Below are 25,249 nucleotides of genomic sequence, written 5' to 3' on the forward strand. Positions count from 1 at the left end.
ACCATGAAGATCATGAATTGCCCGCTCAACGGGCCACGCAATATCAGCGAGTTCACCTACGGCGGCGAATTCAAGCTTATGCCTGACCCGGCCAGCTGCAGCGACGCCGAGTGGGCTGACTACGTGTTCAACAGCGACAACGCCGCCGGCGTGGTGCGCGAATGGTGGCTGCATAACGCCTCCAGCTACTGGTTCCTGACCGAGCGCCACACTGTTACCGATCAGATCATTCGCACCTTTGATGCGAAGGAAATCTTTACCCAGCGGGTCGAGTTCGCCCCACTAATACAGGAGATCGCCGGATGAGCCGCCTCCCCGCCCCCATGGGCCTGCTGATCGACCGCGATCAGCCCCTGGCCTTCCGCTTCGACGGCTGCGATCACCAGGGCTTTGCCGGTGACAGTATCGCCAGCGCCCTGCTCGCCAATGGCCGCTGGCTGCTCTCGCGCTCGTTCAAGTACCACCGCCCGCGCGGCCCGCTGACCATGGCCGGGCAGGATGCCAACACCCTGGTGCAGCTACCTGATGAGCCCAACGTGCTGGCCGATGCCCACCCGCTCAGCTCGGGCCTGGACGTAACCGGGCAGAACTTCAATGGCTCGCTGGACAACGACCGCGACGCCTATCTGGGCAAGTTCTCAAAGTTTATGCCGGTGGGTTTCTACTACCGCTCCTTCTACAAGCCCAAGGGCATGTGGAAGGTCTGGGAGCCGCTGATCCGCAAGAAGGCCGGCCTCGGCGTACTCGATCTCAAGTTCCAGCCGCAGTACTACGACAAGGCCTACCTGTTCGTCGACCTCGCCGTGATCGGTGCCGGCCCCGCCGGCCTGCAGGCCGCGCTGACCGCCGCCAATGCCGGGGCCAAGGTGCTGCTGGTCGAGCAGCAGGCAGTGCTCGGTGGTTCGCTGACCTATGCCCGCTTCGATGTCGAAGGCACCCGCGCCGAACAGTTGCGCCGTGAGCTGGTGACCGCCGTGGAAGGCCACGCCAATATTCAGGTGCTCAAGCAGGCCACCTGCAACGCCTGGTTCAGCGACAACTACCTGCCGGTGATTCAGGGCCGGCGCATGTACAAGGTGCGCGCCCAGCAGTGCATCGTCAGCGCCGGCTCCTTCGACCAACCGGTGGTGTTTCGCAACAACGACCTGCCCGGCGTCATGCTGGCCAGCGCCGCCCAGCGGCTGATGCGGCTCTATGCGGTCAAGCCCGGCCAGCGCGCGGTGGTACTGACCGGCAACGATGACGGTTACCTGGCCGCCCTCGACCTGCATGAACAGGGCGTGCAGGTCGCCGCCCTGGTGGACATGCGCCAGCAACCGGCCGCTATGGCCTTGAAGAGTGCCGTGGAAAATCGTGGCATTACCTGCCACCTCGGCAGCACCGTGTTCGAGGCGCTGCACGAGAAAGGCATGCGCCACGTCAGTGGTGTGGATATCCGCCGCATCACCGCCCAGGGCCAGGTGGCCGAACAGGGCCTGCTACTGGATTGCGACCTGCTGTGCATGTCGGCGGGCTATATGCCGGTCTACCAACTGCTTTGCCAGGCCGGCGGCAAGCTGGCCTATGACGAGCAGAAAGCCGAGTTCGCCATCAGCGGGCTGCCCCAGGGGCTGGCCGTGGCTGGTTCGGGGAATGGTCGTCACAGCCTGGACAACGTCCTGCTCGACGGCACCCTCGCCGCCGCCCGCGCCGTGGCTGCCCTCGGCCTCGATGCGGGGATCGGCGAGCAGGCCTTCAGCGGCGAGGCGCGGGTCAACTTCGACTGGCCGATCTTCCCTCACCCCAAGGGCAAGGATTTTGTCGACTTTGACGAAGACCTGCAGGTGCGTGACATCGTCAACGCCACCCGCATCGGCTACCGCGACGTGCAACTGGTCAAACGCTTCTCCACCGTTGGCATGGGCCCGTCCCAGGGTCGTCACTCGGCCCTGCCCACGGCCCGACTGGTGGCACGGGCAACCCAGCGCAGCATTGGCGAAACCGGCGTGACCACCGCGCGCCCGCCGTTCGAGGCGGAGAAACTCGCCCACGTCGCCGGCCGCGCCTTTGACCCCTACCGGCAAACCCCGATGCACCGTCGCCACGTCCAGGCCGGAGCGAAGATGATGCCCGCCGGTATCTGGCAACGACCGGCCTTCTACGGCAAGGCCGAGGAGCGCGAGCGCTGCATGCAGGAGGAAGCCCGCCATGTGCGCGAGCAGGTCGGCCTGATCGACGTGTCGACCCTGGGCGGCCTCGATGTGCGCGGCCCGGATGCCGCCGAACTGCTGGAGCGGATGTACACCCTGCCGTTCAAGAAGCAGCCCATCGCCCGCACCCGCTATGCGCTGATGACCAATGAGCATGGCGTAGTGATCGACGACGGCGTGTGTGCACGCATGGCCGAAAACCACTTCTACGTCACCGCCACCACCAGCGGCGTCGACCGCATCTATCAGCAGATGCTCAAGTGGAACGCCCAATGGCGTCTGAACGTCGACATCGCCAACGTCACCGCCGCCATCGCCGCGGTAAACCTGGCCGGGCCGCTGGCGCGCCAGGTGCTGGCGAAGGTCTGCCAGGACGTCGATCTCAGCCCAGAGGCCTTCCCCTATATGGGGGTGCGCTGCGGCACCGTGGTGGACATTCCGGCACGCCTGCTGCGCGTCGGTTTCGTCGGCGAACTGGGCTATGAAATCCACGTACCGGCCCGCCATGCCGAACGCCTGTGGGACGTGCTGATGGCCGCCGGTGGCGCATTCGGCATCCGCCCCTTCGGCGTCGAGACCCAGCGCCTGCTGCGCCTGGAGAAGGGCCACGTGATCATCAGCCAGGACACCGATGGCATGACTCACCCCGGGGAAATCGACATGCAGTGGGCCATCGGCCGCAAGAAGCCATTCTTCGTCGGCAAGCGCTCCATCGAAATCCTCGAGGCGCAACCGCTCAAGCGCAAGCTGGTGGGTTTCACCTTGCCCAAGGACAGCCCGCAGCCGCTGGAAGGCCATCTGGTGCTCAAGGGGGCGGATATCAGCGGCAACGTCACCTCCTGCGAGTACTCGGCCAACCTCGGCCAGATCATCGGCCTGGCTTACGCCGCTACCGACCAGGCCGAGCCGGGTATGCAGATCCCGATTCGCGTCGAGGGTGGTCTGGTGGTCCAGGCCAGCGTGGTGCAACTGCCCTTCTACGATCCACAGAACCTGCGCCAGGAGCTCTGAGCCATGACCAGCCTCAACATTCTCGAGCGCTGTGCGCTTATCGATTTCACCGACCTGCCGCGCGTGGGCTTTCGCGGCGTCGACGCCGCCGCCTGGCTCGGCGAACGCGGTTACCAGCTGCCGGAGGCACCCAACAGGGCGCTGCCCCAGGGCGACGGCGTGCTGGTGGCGCGCCTGTCGCAGACCGAGTACCTGCTGCTGGGCAGCCTGGCCGACCGGGGCGAGCGCATTGCCGCCGAGGAAGCCGGCTGGCAGTTGAGCGAGCTGGGCAACTACCTGCTGCCGCGCCAGGACAGTCACGCCTGGCTGCAGCTGTCCGGCCAGCACCTGGCCGAGGTGATGGCCAAGGTGTGCGGCGTCGACCTGCGCCCCCAGGCCTTCCCCTTCGGCCATGTGGCGCAAACCTCGGCGGCGCGGCTCAACGTTATCGTGATCAACGCAGGCTCCGTCGAACTGCCGCTGTTGCACATCCTCTGCGACCGCGCGTCGCTGGAGTACTTCCGCACAGCCATGCTGGATGCCATGGCGGAGTTCGGTGGTCAGCCGGTAGCGCTGGAAGCGTTGCTGGCCTGATGCCCCGCCAATGGCCACATGGTGGAAATAAACAGCGATTTCCACCCTACGGGAACCGGGCGGCAACTCGCAATCCGTAGGGTGGATCACGCTTCACCGATCCACCATTGGCTCTCATGCCGGACACCCAAGTTCGAGCCCCAACAACACCATGGAGCCCCTTGAATGAGCGCCAGCGAAACCCCGGACCAGGCAACCGACTACCGCGTGCCGGCGCTGCAACGCGGGCTGAGCATCCTTGGCATGTTCAGCGCCCGCGAACGCAGCCTGGGTATGAATGACATGGCCGAGCGCCTCGGCGTCAGCCCCTCGGCCGTGTACCGCATCGTGCAGACCCTGGCGGACATGGGCTATCTGCGAAAAATCGGGCGTAATGCCTTCGAGCTGGGCCCGCAGGTGATATCCGATGGCTTTGCCTACCTCGCCAGCCGCGACCTGGTCGAGGTGGCCATGGCCCATCTCAACGACCTGCGCGACCGCACGTCGCTGTCCTGCCACCTGAGCATCCGCGAGCAGACCGACAGCCTCTACCTTTACCGCGCCCTGGCCCCACAACGCCTGGCGGTGAACATCCCCGTCGGCACCCGCCTGCCCTGTCACAGCACGGCTCTGGGGCGGGTGCTGCTGAGTGATATGAGCGAGGCGCAATTGAGTGCGCTCTACCAGCACATCCGCCTCGACGACTACCCACCGCCGGCACCGCGCACTCTGCCAGAGCTGCAACAGCTTATCGCCGAGGATCGCCAGCGTGGCTGGGTGCTGCACCGCTCCGACTACTCCACCGCCATCGCCACCGGCATTCGCGACCACAGCGGCAGCATAGTGGCCGCCATCAACCTGTCCGGCCCGGACGCAGTCATGGATACCCAGGTTGCTCAGCAGGGCTTTCTCACGAGCCTGCTCGCCGCCAGTCACGATATATCCCAGGAGCTGGGCCATACGGGCTCGCCTTCCGGCCTATAAATTCCAAACGGCGCATTCCATTTTCATCGGGCGTTTACAGTTCGAAATGGTAGGGTGCGCTGTGTGCGCCCCCGCCTCGGCGCAGATTTTTTGGTGCGCACAGCGCACCCTACGGGGGCAACCATGCTTGTCCTCAAGCCGGGGCAATTAGCTGCAGATTAATGCTGTATAGATAAACAGCACAGGCTAAACTCTAGCCGGCCAATATCCCAACCGCATTCCCGATACCCTCCCCAGCCACTATGCACACAGCCACCGGCACGCCCATGCAGGCGCAACTCGATCCGCGCTTCTACTACCTGGCGAATTTCCGTCAGGCCCTCACCTGGCTGCAGGAGCGCTATGCCGATCTGTTGAGCGAGGCCGAGCATGAGTTTGTCCGGCAGTTCTTCGCCATGGACACGCCCGCCCAGGCTCTGCTGGTGCGGATGATCATGCGCAAGGGCAGCCACTTCCGGCTGAGCAAGCTGAGCTATGAAGAGATCGGCTGCCCGCGCCAGGCGGCAACGCCGCTGCTTGAGGCAGGTTGGGTACGACATGACGCCGAACTGTGCCTGGAGGAGCTGTTCAAGCTGCTGCGCAAGGATGAAGTGCTCCAGCACCTGGCGGGCCCCACGTCCAGAAAATCGCAGAACAAATCCGAGCTGCTGGCGCAACTGGCCGAGACCTGTGCCGAGCCGCGTGCCTTTGCTGCCTGGTGTCCGGGCAGTGAGGAGCAGATCGTCTCCCTGACCATCGACACGCTGTGCGAACGTCTGCGACTGATGTTCTTCGGCAATCTACGCCAGGACTGGTCCGAGTTCGTCCTCGCCGAGCTCGGTATCTTTCGTTATGAGCGCGTAGAGCTGACACCCGACTCGCGGGCCTTTCGCCACCGCGCGGATGTGGACTGCTACCTGCACCTGCAACGCAGCCGTGAACAGTTCGAGGCCGGCGAGCCACTTGCCAGTGTGCTGCAACAGATCAGCGCCCAGGCCTGCGATACCCCCTTCCTGGCCGCGCGACGTAACAAGCTGCTGTTCCGCATGGGCCAGCAACTGGAGCGCGAGGGCGACCTGGAAGGCGCGTTGGCGTTCTACACCGACTGCCGTTATGTCGGCGCACGCCTGCGCCAGATCCGCGTACTGGAGCGCTTGGGCCGCGCCGAACAGGCCTATGAGCTGACGCTGCAAGCCATCCAGGCACCGGAAAATGATGCCGAAGCCCAGGCCGTGGAACGCGCGTTGACGCGGCTGGCCCGTCAGCTTGGGCAGCCACTGCCTGGCAAAACCAAACCAGTAGCGCCGGCACGAATTGACCTCAGCCTGCCAAGGCCTGAGACGCAGAGTGTCGAGTTTGCCGTCAAAGCTCATCTGCACGAGCCCGACGCGCCGGTGCACTATGTCGAGAACAGCCTGATCTGCAGCCTGTTCGGCCTGCTCTGCTGGCCAGCGATCTTCGCCCCGGTGCCGGGGGCCTTCTTCCACCCCTTCCACACCGCCCCGGTTGATCTGTTCAGTGCCGACTTCCATACCCAGCGCGAAAAGTTGTTTGCCGGCTGTCTGGCCCACCTCGACTCGGATGCCTACAAGCAGGTGATCCGCGACAACTACACGGCGAAATTCGGCATCCAGTCGCCCTTCGTATTCTGGGCGGCGCTGGACGAAACCTTGCTGGAGCAGGCGCTCGACTGCCTGCCCGCCGCGCACCTGCGGGCCTGGTTCAAGCGCCTGCTGCTGGACATCAAAGCCAACCGCGCCGGCATGCCCGATCTGATCCAGTTCTGGCCGGCCGAGCAGCGCTACCGGATGATTGAAGTCAAAGGCCCGGGGGATCGCCTGCAGGACAACCAGCGGCGCTGGCTGGCCTTCTGCGCCGAGCACGGCATGCCGGTGGACGTCTGCTACGTGCAATGGGCCGACGCGTGAACTATCAGGTCGCGGTACGCGCGCTGTGCGAGTTCACCGCCAAGGTCGGCGACCTCGACCTGCGCTTTACCCCCTCGCCCACCGCCCAGGAAGGCATGACCGGCCACGCCATCGTGGTGGCCCGACGTGGTCCGGGCTACTACGCAGAATTGCCGTTGAGTGGTGCCTATGAGGGTTTGCAGGTACGCGGCCGCGCGGACGGTTACGACCCGGAAGAAAACCTGCTGGAGGAGATCAAGACCCACAGGGGCGATATCAGCCGCATCCCGGAAAACCATCGCCTGCTGCACTGGGCCCAGGCCAAGGTCTACGGCTGGCTGCTCTGCCAGGAGCGCGACATGCCAGAGATCAATCTGGCGGTGGTCTACTTCAACGTTATTACCCAACACGAAACCGCCTTCCACCTGACCGTCAGCGCGGATGAGCTGCGTGAGTTTTTCGAGCTGCAATGCAGCCGCTATATCCGCTGGGCCGAGTATGAGCGCGAGCATCGCCGCCAGCGCGATGAAGCCCTTCTCCGCCTGCGCTTTCCCCATGCCGAGTTTCGTAGCGGTCAACGCCAGCTGGCCAATCAGGTCTACCGCGCCGCCCGTGACGGCCACTGCCTGATGGCCCAGGCCACCACGGGCATTGGTAAAACCCTTGGCACCCTGTTTCCGCAGCTCAAGGCCTTCCCCGAGCAGCAGCTGGATCGGTTGTTCTTTCTTACCGCAAAAACCCCCGGCAGGCGCCTGGCGCTGGATGCTCTGGCCACCCTGCGCAGCCAGGAAGAGGCTATGCCGTTGCGGGTGCTGGAGCATGTGGCGCGCGACAAGGCCTGCGAGCATCCCGACAAAGCCTGCCATGGCGACTCCTGCCCGCTGGCCAAAGGCTTTTACGACCGCTTGCCTGCCGCCCGCCAGGCGGCGCTCGAAGGCCAGTGGCTGAACCATGAAAGCGTACGTGCCACCGCCCTGGCGCATCAAATCTGCCCATACTACTTGAGCCAGGAGCTGTGCCGCTGGGCGGATGTGGTGGTCTGCGATTACAACTATTACTTCGACATGGGCGGCCTGCTGTATGGCCTCACCCTGCTCAATGAATGGCGCATCACCCTGCTGGTGGACGAAGCCCACAACCTGATTGAGCGCGCGCGCGGCATGTACACCGCCGAGCTCAATCAGCAGCGCTTTGAAGCGCTACGGCGCATTGCACCGAATGTGATGAAGGCCCCACTGGAGCGCATCAGCCGGCACTGGCGACAGCTGGAGCGCGATCAGGAAGTGGCGTATCAGGTGTACCCCAGCGCGCCGGACCTGTTCGTCATGGCGCTGCAGAAGGCCGTCAGCACCCTCACCGATCACCTCAGCGAACAGCCCGCTGGGAATGCCGCCGAGCTGCTGCACTTCTATCTGGATGCCATGTTGTTCTGCCGCCTGGCCGAGGCCTTTGGCGCGCATTCGCTGTTCGATATCAGCCGCGACGAAGGCAGTGGCCAGATGGTTTCGACCCTGTGCATCCGCAATATCGTGCCTGCGCCGTTTCTCGCCCCGCGCTTCGACGAGGCGCACAGCTGCACGCTGTTTTCCGCCACCTTGAGCCCGGCGAACTATTACGCCGACCTGCTCGGCCTGCCGGACGACACACCCTGGATCGATGTGGAATCGCCTTTTAACGCCGAGCAGCTGCACGTCCAGGCCGTCAGCAACCTGTCCACCCGCTATGCCCATCGCGACTTCTCGCTGGCCCCCATCGCCGCCTTGATTGCCCGCCAGTACGCGGAAAAACCGGGTAACTACCTGGCCTTCTTCAGCAGTTACACCTACCTGCAGGCGGTGCTGCAGGAGCTGCAGATAGCGCATCCAGGAATTCCGCTCTGGCAGCAGTCACGGCAAATGGATGAGAACGAACGTCAGGCCTTTCTCGATCGTTTCTCCAGCAAGGGCCGCGGTATCGGTTTTGCCGTATTGGGTGGTGCCTTTGGCGAGGGCATCGACCTGCCCGGCGACCGCCTGATCGGCGCATTTATCGCCACCCTCGGCCTGCCGCAGATCAACCCGGTCAATGAAGAGATCAAACAGCGGATGGAAGCGATGTTCGGCAGCAACAATGGCTATGGCTACACCTACCTCTACCCGGGTTTGCAGAAGGTGGTACAGGCCGCCGGCCGGGTTATTCGCACCGTGCAGGACCAGGGCGTTGTCTACCTGATCGATGATCGCTTCAATCAGCCGGCGATCCGCAAGCTGCTGCCGACCTGGTGGAAGGTGGAGCGCTGCCGTTTGCCGTTGCACAACGAGATCAATGCGCTCTAACCGGCAACAGCGTGCCGTTCAGCCATGCGCTCACCACGCCTGCTTCGTGTCCATGATGAAGTTCATGAACGCGCGTAGACGCAGCGGCATATGCCGGCTGTGGGGATACAGCAGGGTGAAGGGACGCGAGCGTCCGGAAAATGGCTGAAGCACTTCCACCAGCGATCCCTCGGCCAACTCGCGTTCGACGATAAAGCGATAGGTCTGGAACAGGCCCACGCCATGCTTGGCCAGGGTCACACCAGCCAGCACGTCGTCGGAACAGAGGTAGCCGCCGCTGGTCAGCATTTCCCGCGCCTTGCCGCCTTCGTTGAACAGCCAGGTGATCGGCCGGCCGCTGCCGGGCAGTTCGAACTGGACGCAGTCATGCTGCTCCAGGTCGTCGGTCTGCTGGGTGACCGAAGCACTCTTCCCCACCAGCGCGCCAGCCTGGCGACAGCCGGCCTTGGTCAAGACTTAGGGCAACACCACCCCGTGCTCCAGACGTTCGATCATCAGTCCCTGTCCAGCAGATGAAAGCGGGGCAAGGATACGTGCCAGCGAATAGCGGCCAGGCGGATCAGCAGCACCGTCAGCATGGACACCCCGGTATCCAGCCAGTGCGGGGTGCCCAGCTCGCGCAGGCCGATAAACATCAGGGCTCCGGCAATGCAGGCGGTGGCGTAGATTTCCTTCTGGAAGATCAGCGGAATCTCGTTGCAGATCACATCGCGCATCACCCCGCCGGCCACGCCGGTCATCACCCCCATGATCACCGCCGTGCTATGGGGCACGGCATGCTGCAGCGCCACTTCGGTGCCGATCACGGTAAACACCGCCAGACCGAAGGCATCCGCCAGCAGCAGGCCTTTCTCATGAATGGGCTGTGTCAAGCGCACCCAGATCACCGTGCCGATGGCCGCCAGAGAGGCCACCAGGATATAGAGATCGTTGAGAATCCAGCTGACCGGGTGGTTGTCGAGAATCAGATCGCGCAGAGTGCCGCCGCCCAGCGCGGTGATGATGGCAATCACCAGCACGCCGAACAGGTCCATGGATTTACGACCGGCCATCAGCGCACCGGTAATGGCAAATACCGCAACGCCGAACAGGTCGGCGAGGTAGAAGAGTTCTGCCATGGCGTCCTCAGGACTCGACCGGGGTACGCATGGTGACGAATTCCTCGGCCGCCGTTGGGTGCACGCCGATGGTTTCGTCGAACATCCGCTTGGTTGCCCCGGCTTTCAGGGCAATGGCCAGGCCCTGGACGATTTCCCCCGCCTCCGGGCCGACCATATGGCAACCCAGCACCCGGTCGCTGTCGGCATCCACCACCAGCTTCATGAGGGTGCGCTCCTGGCAGTCGGTCAGCGTCAGCTTCATCGGCCGGAAACGGCTTTCGAAAACCACTACGCGGTGGCCCTCCTCCCTGGCCTGCTCCTCGCTCAAGCCTACGGTGCCGATATTCGGCAGACTGAACACCGCAGTGGGGATCATCTTGTAGTCGACCTTGCGGTACTCCTCGGGCTTGAACAGCCGCCGCGCCACGGCCATGCCTTCGGCCAGGGCAACCGGGGTCAGCTGCACCCGGCCGATCACATCGCCGATGGCCATGATCGAGGGTGCCGTGCTCTGGTACTGCTCGTCGACCTGGATATAGCCGCGCTCGTCCAGTTGTACCGCGGTGTTTTCCAGGCCGAGGTTATCCAGCATCGGCCGGCGGCCGGTGGCGTAGAACACGCAGTCGGTTGCCAGCTCGCGGCCATCCTTGAGCGTTGCCAGCAGGCTGCCATCGGCCTGCTTGTCGATGCGCGCGATATCGCTGTTGAACTGCAGGTCGAGGCCGCGCTTGCTCAGTTCTTCGCGCAGGTGCTGGCGCACCGCGCCATCGAAGCCGCGCAGGAACAGCTCGCCCCGGTAGAGCAAGGAGGTCTGCGCGCCCAGGCCGTTGAAGATCGAGGCGAACTCCACGGCGATGTAACCGCCGCCCACCACCAGCACGCGCTTGGGCAATTGCGGGAGGAAGAATGCCTGGTTCGAGTCGATGGCGTGCTCACGGCCAGGAATATCCGGGACATGGGGCCAGCCGCCGGTGGCGATAAGGATATGCTTGGCGCTGTAGCGCTTGCCGCCCAGTTCAACGCTGTGGCCATCGAGCAGGCGGGCGTGGCCTTCCAGCAGGGTCACCCCGCTATTGACCAGCAGGTTGCGATAGATACCGTTGAGGCGCTCGATTTCGCGGTTCTTGTTGGCGATCAGGGTCGGCCAGTCGAACTGCGCCTGATCCATAGACCAGCCAAAACCCTGGGCCTGCTCGAAGTCTTCGGCAAAGTGGGCACCGTACACCAGCAGCTTTTTCGGCACGCAGCCGACGTTGACACAGGTGCCGCCCAGGTAGCGGCTCTCGGCCACCGCCACGCGGGCACCATAGCCCGCAGCAAAGCGGGCCGCGCGTACGCCGCCGGAGCCGGCACCGATTACAAACAGGTCGAAGTCGTAGGTCATCACAAGCCTCCAGATCAGGCCGCAAGCATAACCCAATCACCCCGAGCGCCGCGCCCGGACTACGCTTGCAAAGTACCCTCAAGGAGCAGCCTTATGCGTCCGACCCTCACCCACCTGGCGTTGCACGTCCCCGATCTGGATGCCTGTGTGGCCTTCTACCGCGAGTTCTGCGGCATGGCGGTGATTCACCAGCGCGCCGGCAAGGGCTCGCGGATTGTCTGGATGGCCGAACCCGGCAAGGAGCACGAATTTATCTTTGTGATCATGCCCGGCGGGCAGGATCGCCAGTTGGCGGACGATGACTACAGCCACTTCGGCTTCGCCGTGGCCAGCCGCGAGCAGGTCGATGCCATTGCCGCCAAGGCTCAGGCTGCGGGTTGCCTGATCTGGGCCCCGCGTGACGAGCCCTACCCGGTCGGCTATTACTGCGGACTCCGTGACCCATCCGGTAACTATGTCGAGTTCAGCTATGGCCAGCCACTTGGCCCGGGCTCTGAGGCGATGCCGATTCCCTGACCGGCGCGGGCAAACGGTAAGCAAAAACGGCAAAGCCACCTCGCGGTGGCTTTGCCATTCATCTCACTTACAAGTCAAAGCGTCCGGCTTACCGCCTCAGTAGGCTTTGCCTGGTTTATAGAGGTTCTCGAAACAGAAGTTGGTGGCATCGATATAGCCTTCCGCACCGCCGCAGTCGAAACGTCGACCTTTGAACTTGTAGGCCATTACGCAACCATTCTGCGCCTGCTTCATCAAGGCATCGGTGATCTGGATTTCACCGCCCTTGCCGGGTTCGGTCTGCTCGATCAACTCGAAGATATCCGGCGTCAGGATATAGCGACCGATAATGGCCAGGTTCGAAGGCGCATCTTCAGGCTTGGGCTTCTCGACCATGCTGTTAACCCGGTAGATGTCTTCCCGGATCATTTCGCCAGAAATTACCCCGTACTTGTGGGTTTCTTCCGGCGGCACTTCCTGGATGGCCACGATCGAGCAACGGAACTGGTTATACAGTTTGACCATCTGGGTCAGCACGCCGTCGCCGTCCAGGTTCAGGCACAGGTCATCGGCCAGTACCACGGCAAAGGCTTCGTCGCCAATCAGAGGGCGGCCACAGAGAATGGCATGGCCCAGGCCTTTCATTTCGACCTGGCGAGTGTAGGAAAAGCTGCACTCGTCGATCAGACGCCGGATCCCGCTCAGGTATTTCTCCTTGTCGGTATCGCGGATCTGATGTTCGAGCTCGTAGCTGATATCGAAATGGTCTTCCAGGGCACGCTTGCCGCGCCCGGTGATCATGGCGATTTCCGTCAATCCGGCCTCCAGCGCCTCTTCGACGCCATACTGGATCAGCGGCTTGTTCACGATCGGCAGCATCTCCTTGGGCATGGCCTTGGTGGCCGGGAGAAAGCGTGTGCCGTAACCGGCGGCGGGGAACAAGCATTTCTTGATCATGAAAATCCTTTAAATAAACAGCGAAAAACCGCACAAGTCTATCAGGCTGCACTGACCTTACAATGACCAAGCCCCGGACGGCCAATGCCGCGGTAGAGAAAACCGAGCGCCGCGAGCTGTTTGCCATCGTAGATATTGCGCCCATCAAACAGCACCGGCATGCGCATCAGGCCGCGAATTCTGACGAAATCCGGCTGACGAAACTGCTTCCATTCGGTCACCAACACCAGGGCGTCGGCCCCCTCGACAGCGCCGTAAGGCGACTCGCTCAGGCGCAGCTGACCGCGCTCGACCTCCGCGCTATACCGCGCCGCCACGCCGGCCCTGGCAACCGGGTCGTAGGCCTGTACCCGCACCCCAGCGGCAAGCAGCGCATCCAGCAGAACCAGGCTGGGGGCCTCGCGCAGATCATCGGTGCCAGGCTTGAAAGCCAAGCCCCAAAGCGCCACAACCCGCCCTTGCCAGTAACCGGAAAAATGCTCACGCAATGCCTGGAACAACAACGTCTTCTGTAGCGCGTTACGAGCTTCGACTGCACGCAGGATGCCAGGTTCAATGCCTTCCTGCTCTGCAGTGCGGATCAACGCCCGCACATCCTTGGGGAAACAGGAGCCGCCATAACCGCAACCGGCGTAAATAAAATGCGTGCCGATGCGTTTGTCACTGCCTATGCCGCGGCGCACCTCCTCGATATCAACGTCCAGGCGTGCGCACAGGCTGGCCATTTCGTTGATAAAGGAAATCTTGGTGGCGAGAAAGGCATTGGCGGCGTACTTGCTGAACTCCCCGGCACGCAAGCTCATGCACAGCAGGCGTTCGTGGTTGCGCAAAAACGGCGCATACAGACGGCGCAGCACCTCAGCGGCCTGCGGCTCGTCGCAGCCGATGATGACCCGGTCCGGGCGCATAAAGTCATCGATGGCCGAGCCCTCCTTGAGGAACTCCGGGTTGCTGGCCACACTGACCTTGCACGACTGAGCGCGTTTACGCAGGCCATTGTTGATCCGCTGCGCGACCCGCTCCCCAGTACCCACCGGCACCGTGGATTTGTCGACCACGATACAACTGCGCTGCAGGCAGGCCCCCAAGGCATCGGCAACGGCGAGCACATGGGACAGATCCGCCGAACCATCCTCCCCGCTTGGCGTACCCACGGCGATAAAAACGATCTCCGCCTGGGCGACGCCCAGCGGCAGATGCTCGGTAAAGCTCAACTGGCCGTTGGCCAGATGGGCCCTGAGCATCGCTTCCAGCCCGGGCTCGTATATGGGCACCTGGCCATCAGACAGGCCGGCGACACGTGCGGCATCCTGCTCGACGCAGATCACCCGGTTACCCATTTCGGCAAAACAGACCGCCGACACCAGCCCGACATACCCGGCTCCGATCACGCAGATTCGCATCGCCACACCTCCAGATGAGTTGCAGCGATTGCAGCTAAAACAGGTGGCAGGCATATGACACTGACGCGACAGGGGCGTGACAGCGTGTTTAAGGCGAGGGAGTTGTAGCGAGGAAAGGTGGTGCCCCGAGCCGGAATCGAACCGGCAAGACCTTACGGTCGGCAGATTTTAAGTCTGCTGTGTTTACCAATTTCACCATCGGGGCGTTTGGCGCGTTGTCGCGTGTTGCCGTCAGCGGCTCAACTTGCGAGGTCTGGACTATATACAGCCCATGGGCGAGCCGCAAGCCGCGGACTTTAAAATGAAAAAGCCTCGTAAATCATGGATCTACGAGGCTTTTCTAATTGGAGGCTGAGGTCGGAATCGAACCGGCGTTCACGGATTTGCAATCCGGTGCATAACCACTCTGCTACTCAGCCTTGAAACTAAACGGGCCGTTTAGACGGCCCGTTAAAATTGGAGCGGGAAACGAGACTCGAACTCGCGACCCCGACCTTGGCAAGGTCGTGCTCTACCAACTGAGCTATTCCCGCTTGTCGTGCTGACGGCCGCCATTCTATAGCTTCGGAACGCCGCGTCAACCCCTTGATTCAAAAAACTTATTTCTTTTCAGCAACTGGGCTGAGGTGCGGCCAGGCCGCCATCAGGTACTGCACCATCGACCACAGGGTCAGCACGGCGGAGATCACCAAAAGCACATAGCCCAGAATCACCCAGGCGGTAAATGTCGGCGGGTTGGCCAGCAGGACGATCAGCGCAACCATCTGCGCCGCGGTTTTCCATTTGGCCAGATTGGAGACGGCGACATGGGCCCGAGCACCCAGTTCGGCCATCCACTCGCGCAAGGCCGATACCACGATTTCGCGGCCGATAATGATCACCGCCGGCAGGGTCAGCCAGAGGTTGGTGTGTTCCGCCACCAGCAGCACCAGGGCCACAGCCACCATCAGTTTATCGGCCACCGGGTCGAGAAAGGCCCCGAATGGTGTGCTCTGCTCAAGCCGGCGCGCCAGATAGCCGTCCAGCCAATCGGTTGCGGCGGCGCAGGCGAATACACCGCTGGCCGCCCAATAGCTCCAACTGAAGGGCAGATAGAACAGCAGAATGAAGCAGGGAATCAGCAGAACGCGGAGCACGGTTAGCAGGTTGGGGATATTCATCGGCACAACTAGGCTGCAAAGTGAGCAGGCATTCTACTCGCTGTGCAGTGCGGCATAAATCAGCTCTGCAAGCTTTTTACTGATACCCGGCGCTTTGGCGATTTCTTCGCTGCTGGCGCGGGACAGTTCCTGCAGGCCGCCAAAGTGATTGAGCAGCTCACGGCGGCGCTTTGGCCCGACCCCGGCAACCTCTTCCAGGCTGGATGTACGGCGCGCCTTGCCGCGTCGAGCGCGGTGGCCGGTAATGGCAAAACGGTGCGACTCGTCGCGAATCTGCTGAATCAGGTGCAGCGCCGGAGAATTGCCCGGCAGGGTGAATTCATGGGCGGCGTCATTCAGATAGAGGGTTTCCAGCCCCGGCTTGCGGGTGGTGCCCTTGGCCACACCGAGCAGAATCAGCTCGGGCACCGCCAGTTCTTCGAGCACCGTGCGGGCCATGGCCAGCTGGCCCTTGCCGCCGTCGACCAGGAGGATATCGGGCAACTTGCCTTCGCCCTCCTTGACCTTGCTGAAGCGCCGGGTCAGGGCCTGGTGCATGGCGGCGTAGTCGTCGCCCGCCGTCACGCCTTCGATGTTGTAGCGGCGGTAATCGGATTTCAGCGGGCCTTCAGGGCCAAACACCACGCAGGAGGCCACCGTGGCTTCACCGCTGGAGTGGCTGATATCGAAACATTCCAGGCGCTGCGGCACTTCATCCATAGCCAGGGCCTCGGCCAGCGCCTCGAAGCGTGCGGCAACGTGCTGGCGATCGGCCAGGCGCGCGCCCAGGGCTTGCTCTGCATTGGTCACCGCCAACTGCTGCCAGCGCGCCCGGGTACCGCGCACGCGATAGCTGATACTCAACTGACGCCCACGCATCTCCTCGATGGCGGCGATCAGGGTGGGGAAATCTTCGTGCTGGGCATTGACGATCAGCTCGCTAGGCAGGTCGCGCTCCTGACTGCCCAGGTAATACTGGGCGAGAAAGGCCAGTAGCACGTCACTGCCCTCCTCCTCGATCGCCACCTGGGGAAAGAAATTCTTGCTGCCCAGCACCCGCCCGCCACGCACGCTGATCAGGTGCACGCAGGCACCACCCGGGTTGACCATGGCGGCGACCACATCCACGTCGCCCGTGCCGCCTTCCATGCTCTGCTGATCCTGCACCCGGCGCAGCAAGGAAATCTGGTCGCGCAGCTCGGCGGCGCGTTCGAAATCCAGCTCAGAGGCGGCCTTTTGCATACTGCTGGACAGCTCATCGCTAAGGGCATTGCTGCGGCCTTCGAGGAACATCACCGAATGGCGCACATCCTCGGCGTACTCCTCAGGCGTCACCAGATCGACACAGGGGCCCTTGCAGCGCTTGATCTGGTACTGCAGGCAAGGCCGGGTGCGGTTCTTGAAGAAACTGTCTTCGCACTGACGCACGAGAAAGGCCTTCTGCAGCAGGTTGAGGCTTTCGCGGATCGCCCCGGCACTGGGATAGGGACCGAAATAGCGGCCTTTCGGCTTCTTCGCCCCGCGATGGATGCTCAGGCGCGGGTAATCACCATCCGAGAGAAACACATAGGGATAGGACTTATCGTCGCGCAGCAGGATGTTGTAGGGCGGCCGCCATTCCTTGATCAGCGTCTGCTCAAGCAGCAGCGCCTCGGTTTCGTTGGCGGTGATGGTGGTTTCGACCTGAGCGATCTTGCCCACCAGGGCGGCGGTCTTGGGGGCCAGACCGGTCTTGCGGAAGTAGCTGGCCAGGCGCTTTTTCAGGTTTTTGGCTTTGCCAACATAGAGCAGCCTGGCATCCACATCGAACATGCGGTAGACGCCGGGGCGGCCACTGCAGGTGGCGAGAAAAGCGCTTGAGTCGAAAGCAGCGCCGGTTTCAGCTGCCGGCATCGATCATGCCATGGCGCACCGCCAACAATGCCAACTCCACATCACTGGTAATCGACAGCTTCTCGAAGATGCGGTAGCGGTAGGTGTTCACGGTTTTCGGCGACAGGCACAGCTTGTCCGAGATGCTCTGCACCTTCTGGCAGCCGGCGATCATCAGAGCGATCTGGATCTCGCGCTCGGACAGCAAGTCGAATGGCGAATTGTTGTTCTGCGGCTGAAACGACTTGAGCGCCAACTGCTGAGCAATCTGCGGACTGATATAGCGCTGGCCGCTGAACACCATGCGGATGGCCTGGACCATTTCTTCCAGCGCTGCGCCCTTGGTCAGGTAGCCGGCGGCACCGGCCTGCAGCAGACGGGTAGGAAAAGGATCTTCTTCACACACGGTCACGGCCACGACCTTGAGGTCGGGGTGGCTGCGGATCAGTTTGCGGGTGGCTTCGAGACCGCCGATGCCGGGCATCTTGATGTCCATCAGGACGACATCGGGCTTCAGTTCGCGGGCCTTGTGCAGGGACTCTTCACCAGACTCGGCCTGACCTACAACCAGCAGGCCTTCAATGTCGGCAAGCATACGCGTGATGCCTGTGCGAACCAGGTCGTGGTCATCGACTACTAGCACCCTAATCAAGCGACACCCCATTGTGCGTCAGGCCACCCAGACAGCGACCTTGTTGAAATGCTGATCAAATCAGATTTGCGTTGTTTGACCAAGCTTGGCGCATGACCGTCAAAAAGCAAACGCCAAAATACGCTTGCATGACAACCAGAGGAATATGGCGGAAGCGGTGAGATTCGAACTCACGGAAGAGTTTCCCCTTCGACGGTTTTCAAGACCGTTGCATTCAACCGCTCTGCCACGCTTCCGGCGTTAGTGCGGGCGGCAATCTTACCGGAACGCAACACACTGTCAAACTCTGCGTCTTGGCAGCTTGTGTGGCTCTGTTATGATCCCGTTCGACCTTGGTCACGGAACCATCTAGCCTCTACAGGAGTGTCGCCATGAACGATCACAATTATGCCCTCGACCATACGCAGGTCGAGCAGCAAGAAGTCAGCCGCGTCCTGCGCAACACTTACGGCTTGCTGGCCATCACCTTGGCTTTCAGCGGTCTGGTTGCCTTTATGGCGCAGCGCGCCAACGTGCCTTATCCGAATATCTTTGTGGTGCTGATCGGCTTCTACGGCCTGTTCTTCCTCACCGCCAAACTGCGCAACTCGCCCTGGGGCCTGGTTTCCACCCTCGCCCTGACCGGCTTTATGGGTTACACCCTGGGCCCGATTCTCAATCGTTACCTGGGCATGGCCAACGGTGCTGAAGTTGTCAGCTCGGCGTTCACCATGACCGCCCTGGTGTTCTGTGGCCTGTCGGCCTATGTACTGACCACCCGCAAGGACATGAGCTTTCTCAGTGGCTTTATCACTGCCGGCTTCTTCGTTCTGATCGGTGCCATGCTGGCCGGCTTCTTCTTCGAGATCAGCGGCCTGCAACTGGCGATCAGCGCCGGCTTCGTGCTGTTTTCCTCGGCCTGTATCCTGTTCCAGACCAGCGCGATCATTCACGGCGGCGAGCGCAACTACATCATGGCGACCATCAGCCTGTATGTATCCATCTACAACCTGTTTGTCAGCCTGCTGCAGATCTTCGGCATTATGGGCGGCGACGATTGATCGCTTAATCCGTAAATAAAGAAAGGCCGCTTAACTAAGCGGCCTTTCTTATTGCGCGTGTTTTATTGCAGGTGGACTTAGTTGCGCGCCTGTTCCCAGGATTTCAGCAGTTCGTTGTAGTTGATGGTTTCGCCTTTAGGCTTCTCGTTAGCCAGTTTCGGCTTGGGTGCACCAGGCTGATCCAGCCAGTACTGCGGGTCTTTCGCCTCATTCAGCTTGGGACCGCACTCGCCGAGTACACCGGCACGCTCCAGACGACCGAGCATAGTGTCCTGAGCAGCGGCCAGGCCATCCAGCGCCTCTTGCGGGGTTTTGTCGCCACTGGCCGCTTCAGCAATAAACTGCCACCACAGCTGGGCCAGACGCGGGTAGTCCGGCACGTTGGTGCCGGTGGGCGTCCACTGCACCCGCGCAGGGCTGCGGTAGAACTCCACCAGACCGCCGAGCTTCGGCGCGGCGTCGGTCATGGCCTGCGAGTTGATATCCGACTCGCGAATCGGCGTCAGGCCAACCAGGGTTTTTTTCAGCGACACGGTCTTGGAGGTGACGAACTGGGCATACAGCCAGGCCGCCAGGCGCTGCTTGTCCGGGGTGGACTTGAGGAAGGTCCAGGAACCGGCGTCCTGATAACCCAGCTTCATGCCCTCCTCCCAGTACGGCCCCTTGGGCGACGGTGCCATGCGCCACTTCGGCGTGCCGTCTTCATTAACCACCGGCAGGCCCGGCTTGGTCATGTCGGCGGTAAAGGCGGTGTACCAGAAGATCTGCTGGGCGATGCTGCCCTGAGCCGGCACTGGGCCGGATTCGGAGAAGGTCATGCCCTGGGCTTCCGGCGGCGCGTATTGACGCATCCAGTCGACGTACTTGGTGGTGGCATAGACCGCCGCCGGGCCATTGGTGTCGCCGCCGCGGGCAACGCTGGAGCCCACCGGGCGGCAACCGTCTACGCGAATGCCCCACTCGTCCACCGGCAGGCCGTTGGGCAGGCCCTTGTCGCCGCCACCGGCCATGGAGAACCAGGCATCGGTGAAGCGCCAGCCCAGGGACGGGTCTTTCTTGCCGTAGTCCATATGGCCATAGACGCGCTGGCCATCGATTTCCTTGACCTTCTCGGAGAAGAATTCGGCGATATCTTCATAGGCCGACCAGTTGACCGGCACGCCCAGCTCGTAGCCATAGATTTCCTTGAACTTGGCCTTGAGTTCCGGCCGCTCGAACCAGTCGGCGCGGAACCAGTAGAGGTTGGCGAACTGCTGGTCGGGCAGCTGATAAAGCTTGCCATCCGGCCCGGTGGTAAAGGACAGGCCGATAAAGTCGTCCAGGTCCAGGGTCGGCGAGGTGAAATCCTTGCCGTCGCCGGCCATCATATCGGTCAACGACACGGCCTTGCCGTAACGGAAGTGGGTGCCGATCAGGTCGGAGTCGTTGATATAACCGTCGTAGATGTTCTTGTCCGACTGCATCTGGGTCTGCAGTTTTTCCACCACATCGCCTTCCTGCATCAGGTCATGCTTGAGCTTGATCCCGGTGATTTCGCTGAAGGCCTTGGCCAGTACCTTGGACTCGTATTCGTGGGTGGCGATGGTTTCCGAGGCAACGCTGATTTCCATGCCACGGAATGGCTCCGCCGCCTTGATAAACCACTGCAGCTCGGCAAGCTGTTGCTCGGCGGTCAGGGTCGAAGGGCTGAACTCGTCGGCAATCCACTTCTTGGCGGCCTCCTCGTAGGCATCGGCCCAGGCTACGCCGCTTAATCCAGACAATGTCAGCAGGGCAGCCAACGCCATGCTATGTCGCGTTTTGTTGTTATTGTCGAACATAGAGACCTCCATCTCGGGGTTTGGGATGAGGCAAGCGGGTCTTGGCCGCGCCCAACCAGCGGGCGCGCCCAGGGCAGCCCGGCTTAACCCCAGCGCATCACTGCAAACAGCCAGAACACGGACAGCGACGTGGCTATCCAGATACTCCAATCGGTCGTGCCCACCACCAGCAGGTGCAGGTAAGCGCTTCCCAGCAGACCGATAAACAACCGATCACCACGGGTGGTGCTGATCGGCAAGAAGCCTTTGCGCTCGACACAGGGCGAACGCAGTTCCCACACCGTCATGCCCGCGAGAATCGCGGCGATGCCGCCGAAAAACAGCGCAGTGGGCAGAGTCCAGGCCATCCAATCCATCGTTTTTCTCCTTATACCCGGCCCAGGGCAAAGCCCTTGGCCACGTGGTTACGGACAAACCAGATCACCAGCATGCCCGGCAGGATGGTCAACACCCCCGCCGCCGCCAGCACACCCCAGTCGATACCCGAGGCCGAGACGGTGCGGGTCATCACCGCGGCGATGGGCTTGGCGTCCACCGAGGTCAGCGTGCGCGCCAGGAGCAGCTCGACCCAGGAAAACATAAAGCAGAAGAACGCGGTGACGCCGATGCCCGAACCGATCAGCGGGATAAAGATCTTCACGAAGAATTTCGGGAAGCTGTAGCCGTCGATATAGGCGGTTTCGTCGATCTCCTTCGGCACCCCGGACATAAAACCTTCGAGAATCCACACCGCCAGCGGCACGTTGAACAGGCAGTGAGCCAGAGCCACGGCAATATGGGTATCGAACAGGCCAATCGAGGAATACAGCTGGAAGAACGGCAGCAGGAACACCGCCGGCGGTGCCATACGGTTGGTCAGCAGCCAGAAGAACAGGTGCTTGTCGCCGAGAAAGCGGTAGCGCGAGAAGGCGTAAGCCGCCGGCAGCGCCACGCTCAGGGAAATCACCGTATTGAGGCTGACGTAATACAGCGAGTTGAGGTAGCCCTCGTACCAGCTGGGATCGGTGAAGATCACCCTGTAGTTGGCCAGGGTGAAGTCATGGGGCCAGAGACTCAGGCCACCGAGGATTTCGCTGTTGCTCTTGAACGACATGTTCAGCAGCCAGTAGATCGGCACCAGCAGGAACAGGATATAGAGCCCCAGCACCACTTGTTTGCGTAGGTTCATGGTCGGCCTCAGCGGTTCTTATCGTTGTGGGTCATGGCGGTGTAGAACAGCCAGGACACCAGCAGGATGATCAGGAAATACACCAGGGAGAACGCCGCCGCCGGCCCCAGGTCGAACTGGCCGATGGCCATCTGGGTCAGGGTCTGACTGAGGAAGGTAGTGGCGTTACCCGGCCCGCCGCCGGTGAGCACAAAGGGCTCGGTGTAGATCATGAAGCTGTCCATAAAACGCAGCATCACCGCGATCAACAGCACGCTTTTCAGCTTGGGCAGCTGGATATGGCGGAACACCGCCCAGCTTGACGCACGGTCGATACGCGCCGCCTGGTAATACACATCGGGAATCGCCCGCAGCCCGGAATAGCACAGCAGCGCCACCAGCGAAGTCCAGTGCCAGACGTCCATGATCAGCACCGTGACCCAGGCGTCCCCCGTATCGGAGGCATAGTTGTAGGCGATGCCGAGTTTGTTCAGCGTCCAGCCCATCAGGCCGATATCGGCGCGGCCGAAGATCTGCCAGATGGTGCCGACCACGTTCCATGGAATCAGCAGCGGGATGGCCAGCACGATCAGCACCAGCGAGGCCATGCGTCCCTTGGTCGGCATGCACAGGGCGATGGCGATGCCCAAGGGAATCTCGATCAGCAGCACACAGGCGGAAAAGATGAACTGGCGCAGCAGCGAATCGTGCAGGCGGGTGTCCTGCAGCACCTGCTTGTACCAGTCGACACCGACGAAATAGCGTGTGGAGTGGTCGAAGATGTCCTGCACCGAGTAGTTGACCACCGTCATCATCGGCACGATGGCGCTGAACGCCACCAGCAGAAACACCGGCAGCACCAGCCACCAGGCCTTGTTGTTCTGCACCTTCATGGCTGCACCTCCAGCGCTTGGGTCTCGACCAGAAAGTCGTCGGCGTAGAGCATCAGCCACTGCGCCGGAAAGCTCAGGTAGACGCGCTGCTGCGGCACCGGCTGGTCCTCCTGCAGGCGCACCTTGAGCAGTTGGCCATCGAGTTTCAGGCTGAGAATCTTGTAGGTACCCAGGTCCTCCAGGTGCACCACCTCGCCGCACAGGGCATCGTCGTTGGGGCCATCCCAGATATGCACGAACTCCGGGCGGATACCGACTTTCAGTTTGGCCCCAGGCAGCTCGGCAATACGCCGATTGAGCGCCGGCGACAGCGGCAGCACGGTGTTGTTGAACCGCACCCCATCCGCGCAGGGTTGCACCTCGATCAGGTTCATTCCCGGGCTGCCGATAAAGTAGCCGACGAAGGTGTGGCTGGGTCGCTCGAACAGCTCGCGCGGGGTGCCGAACTGGACGATCTGGCCGCCGTACATCACCGCGATCTTGTCGGCGAAGGTCGAGGCCTCCAACTGGTCGTGGGTGACGTAGACCATGGTGATATTGAACTGCTCGTGGATCTGCTTGAGCTTGCGCCGCAGTTTCCATTTCAGGTGGGGGTCGATCACCGTCAGCGGCTCATCGAACAGAATCGCCGAGACATCATCGCGCACCAGGCCGCGGCCCATGGAGACCTTCTGCTTCTCGTCGGCGGTCAGGTTGCGCGCCCGTTTGTGCAGCAGCGGGTGCAGCTCCAGCACCTCGGCGATTTCGTTGACCTTGGCCAGCACCTTCGCTTCGTTCATGCCCTGGTTGCGCAGCGGAAAGGCCAGGTTATCGAACACCGTCATGGTGTCGTAGACCACCGGAAACTGAAAAACCTGGGCGATATTGCGCTGCTCGGGATGCAGCTGATTAACCACCTTGCCGTCGAACTGCACCTCGCCATGGGAGGGACTGAGCAGCCCGGAAATGATATTGAGCAGGGTCGACTTGCCGCAGCCGGATGGTCCCAGCAGCGCATAGGCACCGCCCTGCTGCCAGATGTGATTCATCTCGCGGATGGCGTAATCGGCCGGGCCCTTGGGGTCGCGGCTATAGCTGTGGGCCAGGTTGTGCAGACGGATCTCGGCCATCAGGCGGTCCTCCCTAAACGGCGGCTGGGGGCCTGAATCAGCTGCCCGTCGGCAGCGAAGACAAACAGCTTGTGGGTGGGGATATAGATAAGGATCGGCGTATCCACGTCGTACTCATGCACCCCGGGCAGGTGCAGCACCAGCACGAACTGCTCGTTGCGCACATGCAGAAAGGTCTCCGACCCACTGATTTCGGCCAGCTCGACGGTCACCGCTAGCTCCAGATCGTCGTCGTTGGAGGGCACCAGGCCGATATGGCTGGGGCGCACGCCGAAGCGATATTCGCCCTCGGCGATGTCTTGCAGATCCGGGTTGAGGGGGAAATGCACGGTATCGGCGAAACTCACTTCGGTACCGCTGATGCGCCCCGGCATCAGGTTGATCGCCGGCTCCGAGAACAGCTCGGCGGCCAGCACCTGCTGCGGGCGGTGATAGACCTCGGCGGTCTTGCCACTCTGCACCACCCGCCCTTCGTGCAGGATGGTGGTGGTGCCGCCCAGGGCCAGGGCCTCGTTGGGTTCAGTGGTGGCATAGATGGCGATGGTGTGGCGGGCCTCGAACAGCTCGCGCATCTCCTGGCGCAGCTCTTCGCGCAACTTGTAGTCGAGGTTGACCAGGGGCTCGTCGAACAGGATCAGCGAGGCATCCTTGACCAGGGCCCGGGCCATGGCGGTGCGCTGCTGCTGACCGCCGGACAGCTCCAGCGGGTAACGCGCCAGCAGGCCCTCGATACGCAGCATCTTCGCCGTGGCGTGGACCTTTTCCAGTATCTCGGCCTTGCTCACCCCGGCCTGGCGCAGCGGCGAGGCGATGTTCTCGAAGACCGTCAGGGTCGGGTAATTGATGAACTGCTGGTAGACCATCGACACGTTGCGCTGGCGCACCGAGACATGGGTCATGTCCGCGCCATTCATCAGGATGCGCCCGCTGCTGGGTTTGTCCAGGCCGGCCATCAAGCGCATCAGGCTGGTCTTGCCGGACAGGGTGCGGCCCAGCAACACGTTGAAGGAACCGGGCTCGAAGCTCAGGCAGGCATCGTCGATATGCAGCTGGTTATCGACGATACGCGTGACATGCTCCAGGGTAAGTGACATGGGCCGTCCTTTTTCTTGTTATCTCCATCTAACAAGGCGAGTTCCGTGCCAAACCCTGAAATAAAAACCCAACCCATTGATTTACAAGAAACTAACGCGAGCACCTGAACAGCTTCTGCAAAGCGATTGAACAACCTTGAACAATGCACTGTGAACAGTTGAACAGTCGCGGCGTTGACATTGAACAGTCATAGGCGACACTGAGTC

The 25,249-nt window shown here is 62.0% G+C and carries 21 protein-coding genes, 4 tRNA genes and 1 pseudogene; 8 read left to right on the top strand and 18 right to left on the bottom strand.

Features of this window, described 5'->3' with window-relative positions; genetic code table 11:
* The first annotated feature begins 3 nt into the window (after positions 1–3).
* From WMW70_RS09415 to WMW70_RS09440, 6 genes are all read left to right on the top strand, one after another.
* Positions 4–306, top strand: a complete 303-nt coding sequence (locus WMW70_RS09415; RefSeq protein WP_341437257.1) for a sarcosine oxidase subunit delta — start codon at positions 4–6, stop codon at positions 304–306.
* A complete protein-coding gene (locus WMW70_RS09420; RefSeq protein WP_341437258.1) occupies positions 303–3,200 on the top strand; it encodes a 2Fe-2S iron-sulfur cluster-binding protein in 2,898 nt (965 codons plus the stop codon). The genes WMW70_RS09415 and WMW70_RS09420 overlap by 4 nt, the downstream gene beginning before the upstream one ends.
* Before the next feature lie 3 nt (positions 3,201–3,203).
* A complete protein-coding gene (locus WMW70_RS09425; protein ID WP_341437259.1) occupies positions 3,204–3,773 on the top strand; it encodes a sarcosine oxidase in 570 nt (189 codons plus the stop codon).
* Between the two features lie 165 nt (positions 3,774–3,938).
* The gene (locus WMW70_RS09430) at positions 3,939–4,736 is read left to right on the top strand and encodes an IclR family transcriptional regulator (RefSeq protein ID WP_341437260.1); all 798 of its coding nucleotides are present in this window, start codon (positions 3,939–3,941) and stop codon (positions 4,734–4,736) included.
* 242 nt (positions 4,737–4,978) lie between these two features.
* On the top strand, positions 4,979–6,643 hold the full coding sequence (locus WMW70_RS09435; RefSeq protein ID WP_341437261.1) for a VRR-NUC domain-containing protein: 1,665 nt from the start codon (positions 4,979–4,981) through the stop codon (positions 6,641–6,643).
* On the top strand, positions 6,628–8,937 hold the full coding sequence (locus tag WMW70_RS09440; protein WP_445942128.1) for an ATP-dependent DNA helicase: 2,310 nt from the start codon (positions 6,628–6,630) through the stop codon (positions 8,935–8,937). Before WMW70_RS09435 ends, WMW70_RS09440 begins: the two co-directional genes overlap by 16 nt.
* 30 nt (positions 8,938–8,967) lie before the next feature.
* Here the strand turns inward: WMW70_RS09440 and WMW70_RS09445 are convergent.
* From WMW70_RS09445 to gorA, 3 genes and pseudogenes are all read right to left on the bottom strand, one after another.
* Positions 8,968–9,348 (bottom strand): annotated as a pseudogene (locus WMW70_RS09445) (LysR substrate-binding domain-containing protein); the annotation flags it as partial.
* An 83-nt stretch (positions 9,349–9,431) separates the two neighbouring features.
* Positions 9,432–10,055 (bottom strand): trimeric intracellular cation channel family protein, encoded by a 624-nt coding sequence (locus tag WMW70_RS09450; RefSeq protein WP_341437263.1) that lies wholly within the window; start codon positions 10,053–10,055, stop codon positions 9,432–9,434.
* Between the two features lie 7 nt (positions 10,056–10,062).
* The gene (gene gorA / locus WMW70_RS09455; protein ID WP_341437264.1) at positions 10,063–11,421 is read right to left on the bottom strand and encodes a glutathione-disulfide reductase; all 1,359 of its coding nucleotides are present in this window, start codon (positions 11,419–11,421) and stop codon (positions 10,063–10,065) included.
* Positions 11,422–11,514: 93 nt separating this feature from the next.
* Between gorA and WMW70_RS09460 the strand changes: the two genes are divergently transcribed.
* Positions 11,515–11,937 (top strand): VOC family protein, encoded by a 423-nt coding sequence (locus WMW70_RS09460; RefSeq protein WP_341437265.1) that lies wholly within the window; start codon positions 11,515–11,517, stop codon positions 11,935–11,937.
* A 96-nt stretch (positions 11,938–12,033) separates the two neighbouring features.
* Here WMW70_RS09460 and galU read toward each other — a convergent pair whose 3' ends face one another.
* The 9 genes from galU to WMW70_RS09505 form a co-directional block, all read right to left on the bottom strand.
* Positions 12,034–12,873 (bottom strand): UTP--glucose-1-phosphate uridylyltransferase GalU, encoded by an 840-nt coding sequence (gene galU / locus WMW70_RS09465; protein WP_341437266.1) that lies wholly within the window; start codon positions 12,871–12,873, stop codon positions 12,034–12,036.
* A 41-nt stretch (positions 12,874–12,914) separates the two neighbouring features.
* Positions 12,915–14,276, bottom strand: a complete 1,362-nt coding sequence (locus WMW70_RS09470) for a UDP-glucose dehydrogenase family protein (protein ID WP_341437267.1) — start codon at positions 14,274–14,276, stop codon at positions 12,915–12,917.
* A 118-nt stretch (positions 14,277–14,394) separates the two neighbouring features.
* Positions 14,395–14,481 (bottom strand) — tRNA-Leu (locus WMW70_RS09475).
* Positions 14,482–14,621: 140 nt separating this feature from the next.
* Positions 14,622–14,695: transfer RNA gene (locus tag WMW70_RS09480), tRNA-Cys, on the bottom strand.
* A 38-nt stretch (positions 14,696–14,733) separates the two neighbouring features.
* A tRNA-Gly gene (locus WMW70_RS09485) sits at positions 14,734–14,809 on the bottom strand.
* Between the two features lie 66 nt (positions 14,810–14,875).
* Positions 14,876–15,436, bottom strand: coding sequence for a CDP-diacylglycerol--glycerol-3-phosphate 3-phosphatidyltransferase (gene pgsA / locus WMW70_RS09490; protein WP_325509702.1), 561 nt, complete (start codon positions 15,434–15,436; stop codon positions 14,876–14,878).
* A gap of 33 nt (positions 15,437–15,469) precedes the next feature.
* A complete protein-coding gene (gene uvrC, locus WMW70_RS09495; protein WP_341437268.1) occupies positions 15,470–17,308 on the bottom strand; it encodes an excinuclease ABC subunit UvrC in 1,839 nt (612 codons plus the stop codon).
* Complete coding sequence (gene gacA, locus WMW70_RS09500) at positions 17,295–17,939, bottom strand: response regulator transcription factor GacA (protein ID WP_325509700.1); 645 nt, start codon at positions 17,937–17,939, stop codon at positions 17,295–17,297. The genes uvrC and gacA overlap by 14 nt, the downstream gene beginning before the upstream one ends.
* 146 nt (positions 17,940–18,085) lie before the next feature.
* Positions 18,086–18,175, bottom strand: a tRNA-Ser gene (locus WMW70_RS09505).
* A 135-nt stretch (positions 18,176–18,310) separates the two neighbouring features.
* Here WMW70_RS09505 and WMW70_RS09510 point away from each other — a divergent pair.
* The gene (locus WMW70_RS09510; RefSeq protein ID WP_341437269.1) at positions 18,311–18,979 is read left to right on the top strand and encodes a Bax inhibitor-1/YccA family protein; all 669 of its coding nucleotides are present in this window, start codon (positions 18,311–18,313) and stop codon (positions 18,977–18,979) included.
* Positions 18,980–19,056: 77 nt separating this feature from the next.
* Here WMW70_RS09510 and WMW70_RS09515 read toward each other — a convergent pair whose 3' ends face one another.
* From WMW70_RS09515 to WMW70_RS09540, 6 genes are all read right to left on the bottom strand, one after another.
* Positions 19,057–20,799 carry an ABC transporter substrate-binding protein gene (locus tag WMW70_RS09515; RefSeq protein WP_341437270.1) on the bottom strand — a complete coding sequence of 581 codons (1,743 nt, stop codon included), beginning with the start codon at positions 20,797–20,799 and terminating at the stop codon, positions 19,057–19,059.
* An 83-nt stretch (positions 20,800–20,882) separates the two neighbouring features.
* Positions 20,883–21,155, bottom strand: coding sequence for a DUF2160 domain-containing protein (locus WMW70_RS09520; protein ID WP_341437271.1), 273 nt, complete (start codon positions 21,153–21,155; stop codon positions 20,883–20,885).
* A gap of 11 nt (positions 21,156–21,166) precedes the next feature.
* Positions 21,167–21,967: a carbohydrate ABC transporter permease gene (locus WMW70_RS09525; RefSeq protein ID WP_341437272.1), complete on the bottom strand. Its 801-nt coding sequence runs from the start codon at positions 21,965–21,967 to the stop codon at positions 21,167–21,169.
* An 8-nt stretch (positions 21,968–21,975) separates the two neighbouring features.
* A complete protein-coding gene (locus WMW70_RS09530; protein WP_341437273.1) occupies positions 21,976–22,839 on the bottom strand; it encodes a carbohydrate ABC transporter permease in 864 nt (287 codons plus the stop codon).
* Positions 22,836–23,948, bottom strand: a complete 1,113-nt coding sequence (locus tag WMW70_RS09535) for an ABC transporter ATP-binding protein (protein ID WP_341437274.1) — start codon at positions 23,946–23,948, stop codon at positions 22,836–22,838. The genes WMW70_RS09530 and WMW70_RS09535 overlap by 4 nt, the downstream gene beginning before the upstream one ends.
* Complete coding sequence (locus WMW70_RS09540) at positions 23,948–25,042, bottom strand: ABC transporter ATP-binding protein (RefSeq protein ID WP_341437275.1); 1,095 nt, start codon at positions 25,040–25,042, stop codon at positions 23,948–23,950. The genes WMW70_RS09535 and WMW70_RS09540 overlap by 1 nt, the downstream gene beginning before the upstream one ends.
* Positions 25,043–25,249: the final 207 nt, after the last annotated feature.

Source organism: Pseudomonas sp. XK-1 (assembly GCF_038069885.1).
GTDB lineage: Bacteria > Pseudomonadota > Gammaproteobacteria > Pseudomonadales > Pseudomonadaceae > Aquipseudomonas.

Bases quoted from the DNA above. Each gene is read 5' to 3' on its own strand.
- WMW70_RS09415 (WP_341437257.1), top strand. From the start codon at position 4: ATGAAGATCATGAATTGCCCGCTCAACGGGCCACGCAATATCAGCGAG.
- WMW70_RS09420 (WP_341437258.1), top strand. From the start codon at position 303: ATGAGCCGCCTCCCCGCCCCCATGGGCCTGCTGATCGACCGCGATCAG.
- WMW70_RS09425 (WP_341437259.1), top strand. From the start codon at position 3,204: ATGACCAGCCTCAACATTCTCGAGCGCTGTGCGCTTATCGATTTCACC.
- WMW70_RS09430 (WP_341437260.1), top strand. From the start codon at position 3,939: ATGAGCGCCAGCGAAACCCCGGACCAGGCAACCGACTACCGCGTGCCG.
- WMW70_RS09435 (WP_341437261.1), top strand. From the start codon at position 4,979: ATGCACACAGCCACCGGCACGCCCATGCAGGCGCAACTCGATCCGCGC.
- WMW70_RS09440 (WP_445942128.1), top strand. From the start codon at position 6,628: ATGGGCCGACGCGTGAACTATCAGGTCGCGGTACGCGCGCTGTGCGAG.
- WMW70_RS09450 (WP_341437263.1), bottom strand. From the start codon at position 10,055: ATGGCAGAACTCTTCTACCTCGCCGACCTGTTCGGCGTTGCGGTATTT.
- gorA (WP_341437264.1), bottom strand. From the start codon at position 11,421: ATGACCTACGACTTCGACCTGTTTGTAATCGGTGCCGGCTCCGGCGGC.
- WMW70_RS09460 (WP_341437265.1), top strand. From the start codon at position 11,515: ATGCGTCCGACCCTCACCCACCTGGCGTTGCACGTCCCCGATCTGGAT.
- galU (WP_341437266.1), bottom strand. From the start codon at position 12,873: ATGATCAAGAAATGCTTGTTCCCCGCCGCCGGTTACGGCACACGCTTT.
- WMW70_RS09470 (WP_341437267.1), bottom strand. From the start codon at position 14,276: ATGCGAATCTGCGTGATCGGAGCCGGGTATGTCGGGCTGGTGTCGGCG.
- pgsA (WP_325509702.1), bottom strand. From the start codon at position 15,436: ATGAATATCCCCAACCTGCTAACCGTGCTCCGCGTTCTGCTGATTCCC.
- uvrC (WP_341437268.1), bottom strand. From the start codon at position 17,308: ATGCCGGCAGCTGAAACCGGCGCTGCTTTCGACTCAAGCGCTTTTCTC.
- WMW70_RS09510 (WP_341437269.1), top strand. From the start codon at position 18,311: ATGAACGATCACAATTATGCCCTCGACCATACGCAGGTCGAGCAGCAA.
- WMW70_RS09515 (WP_341437270.1), bottom strand. From the start codon at position 20,799: ATGTTCGACAATAACAACAAAACGCGACATAGCATGGCGTTGGCTGCC.
- WMW70_RS09520 (WP_341437271.1), bottom strand. From the start codon at position 21,155: ATGGATTGGATGGCCTGGACTCTGCCCACTGCGCTGTTTTTCGGCGGC.
- WMW70_RS09525 (WP_341437272.1), bottom strand. From the start codon at position 21,967: ATGAACCTACGCAAACAAGTGGTGCTGGGGCTCTATATCCTGTTCCTG.
- WMW70_RS09530 (WP_341437273.1), bottom strand. From the start codon at position 22,839: ATGAAGGTGCAGAACAACAAGGCCTGGTGGCTGGTGCTGCCGGTGTTT.
- WMW70_RS09535 (WP_341437274.1), bottom strand. From the start codon at position 23,948: ATGGCCGAGATCCGTCTGCACAACCTGGCCCACAGCTATAGCCGCGAC.
- WMW70_RS09540 (WP_341437275.1), bottom strand. From the start codon at position 25,042: ATGTCACTTACCCTGGAGCATGTCACGCGTATCGTCGATAACCAGCTG.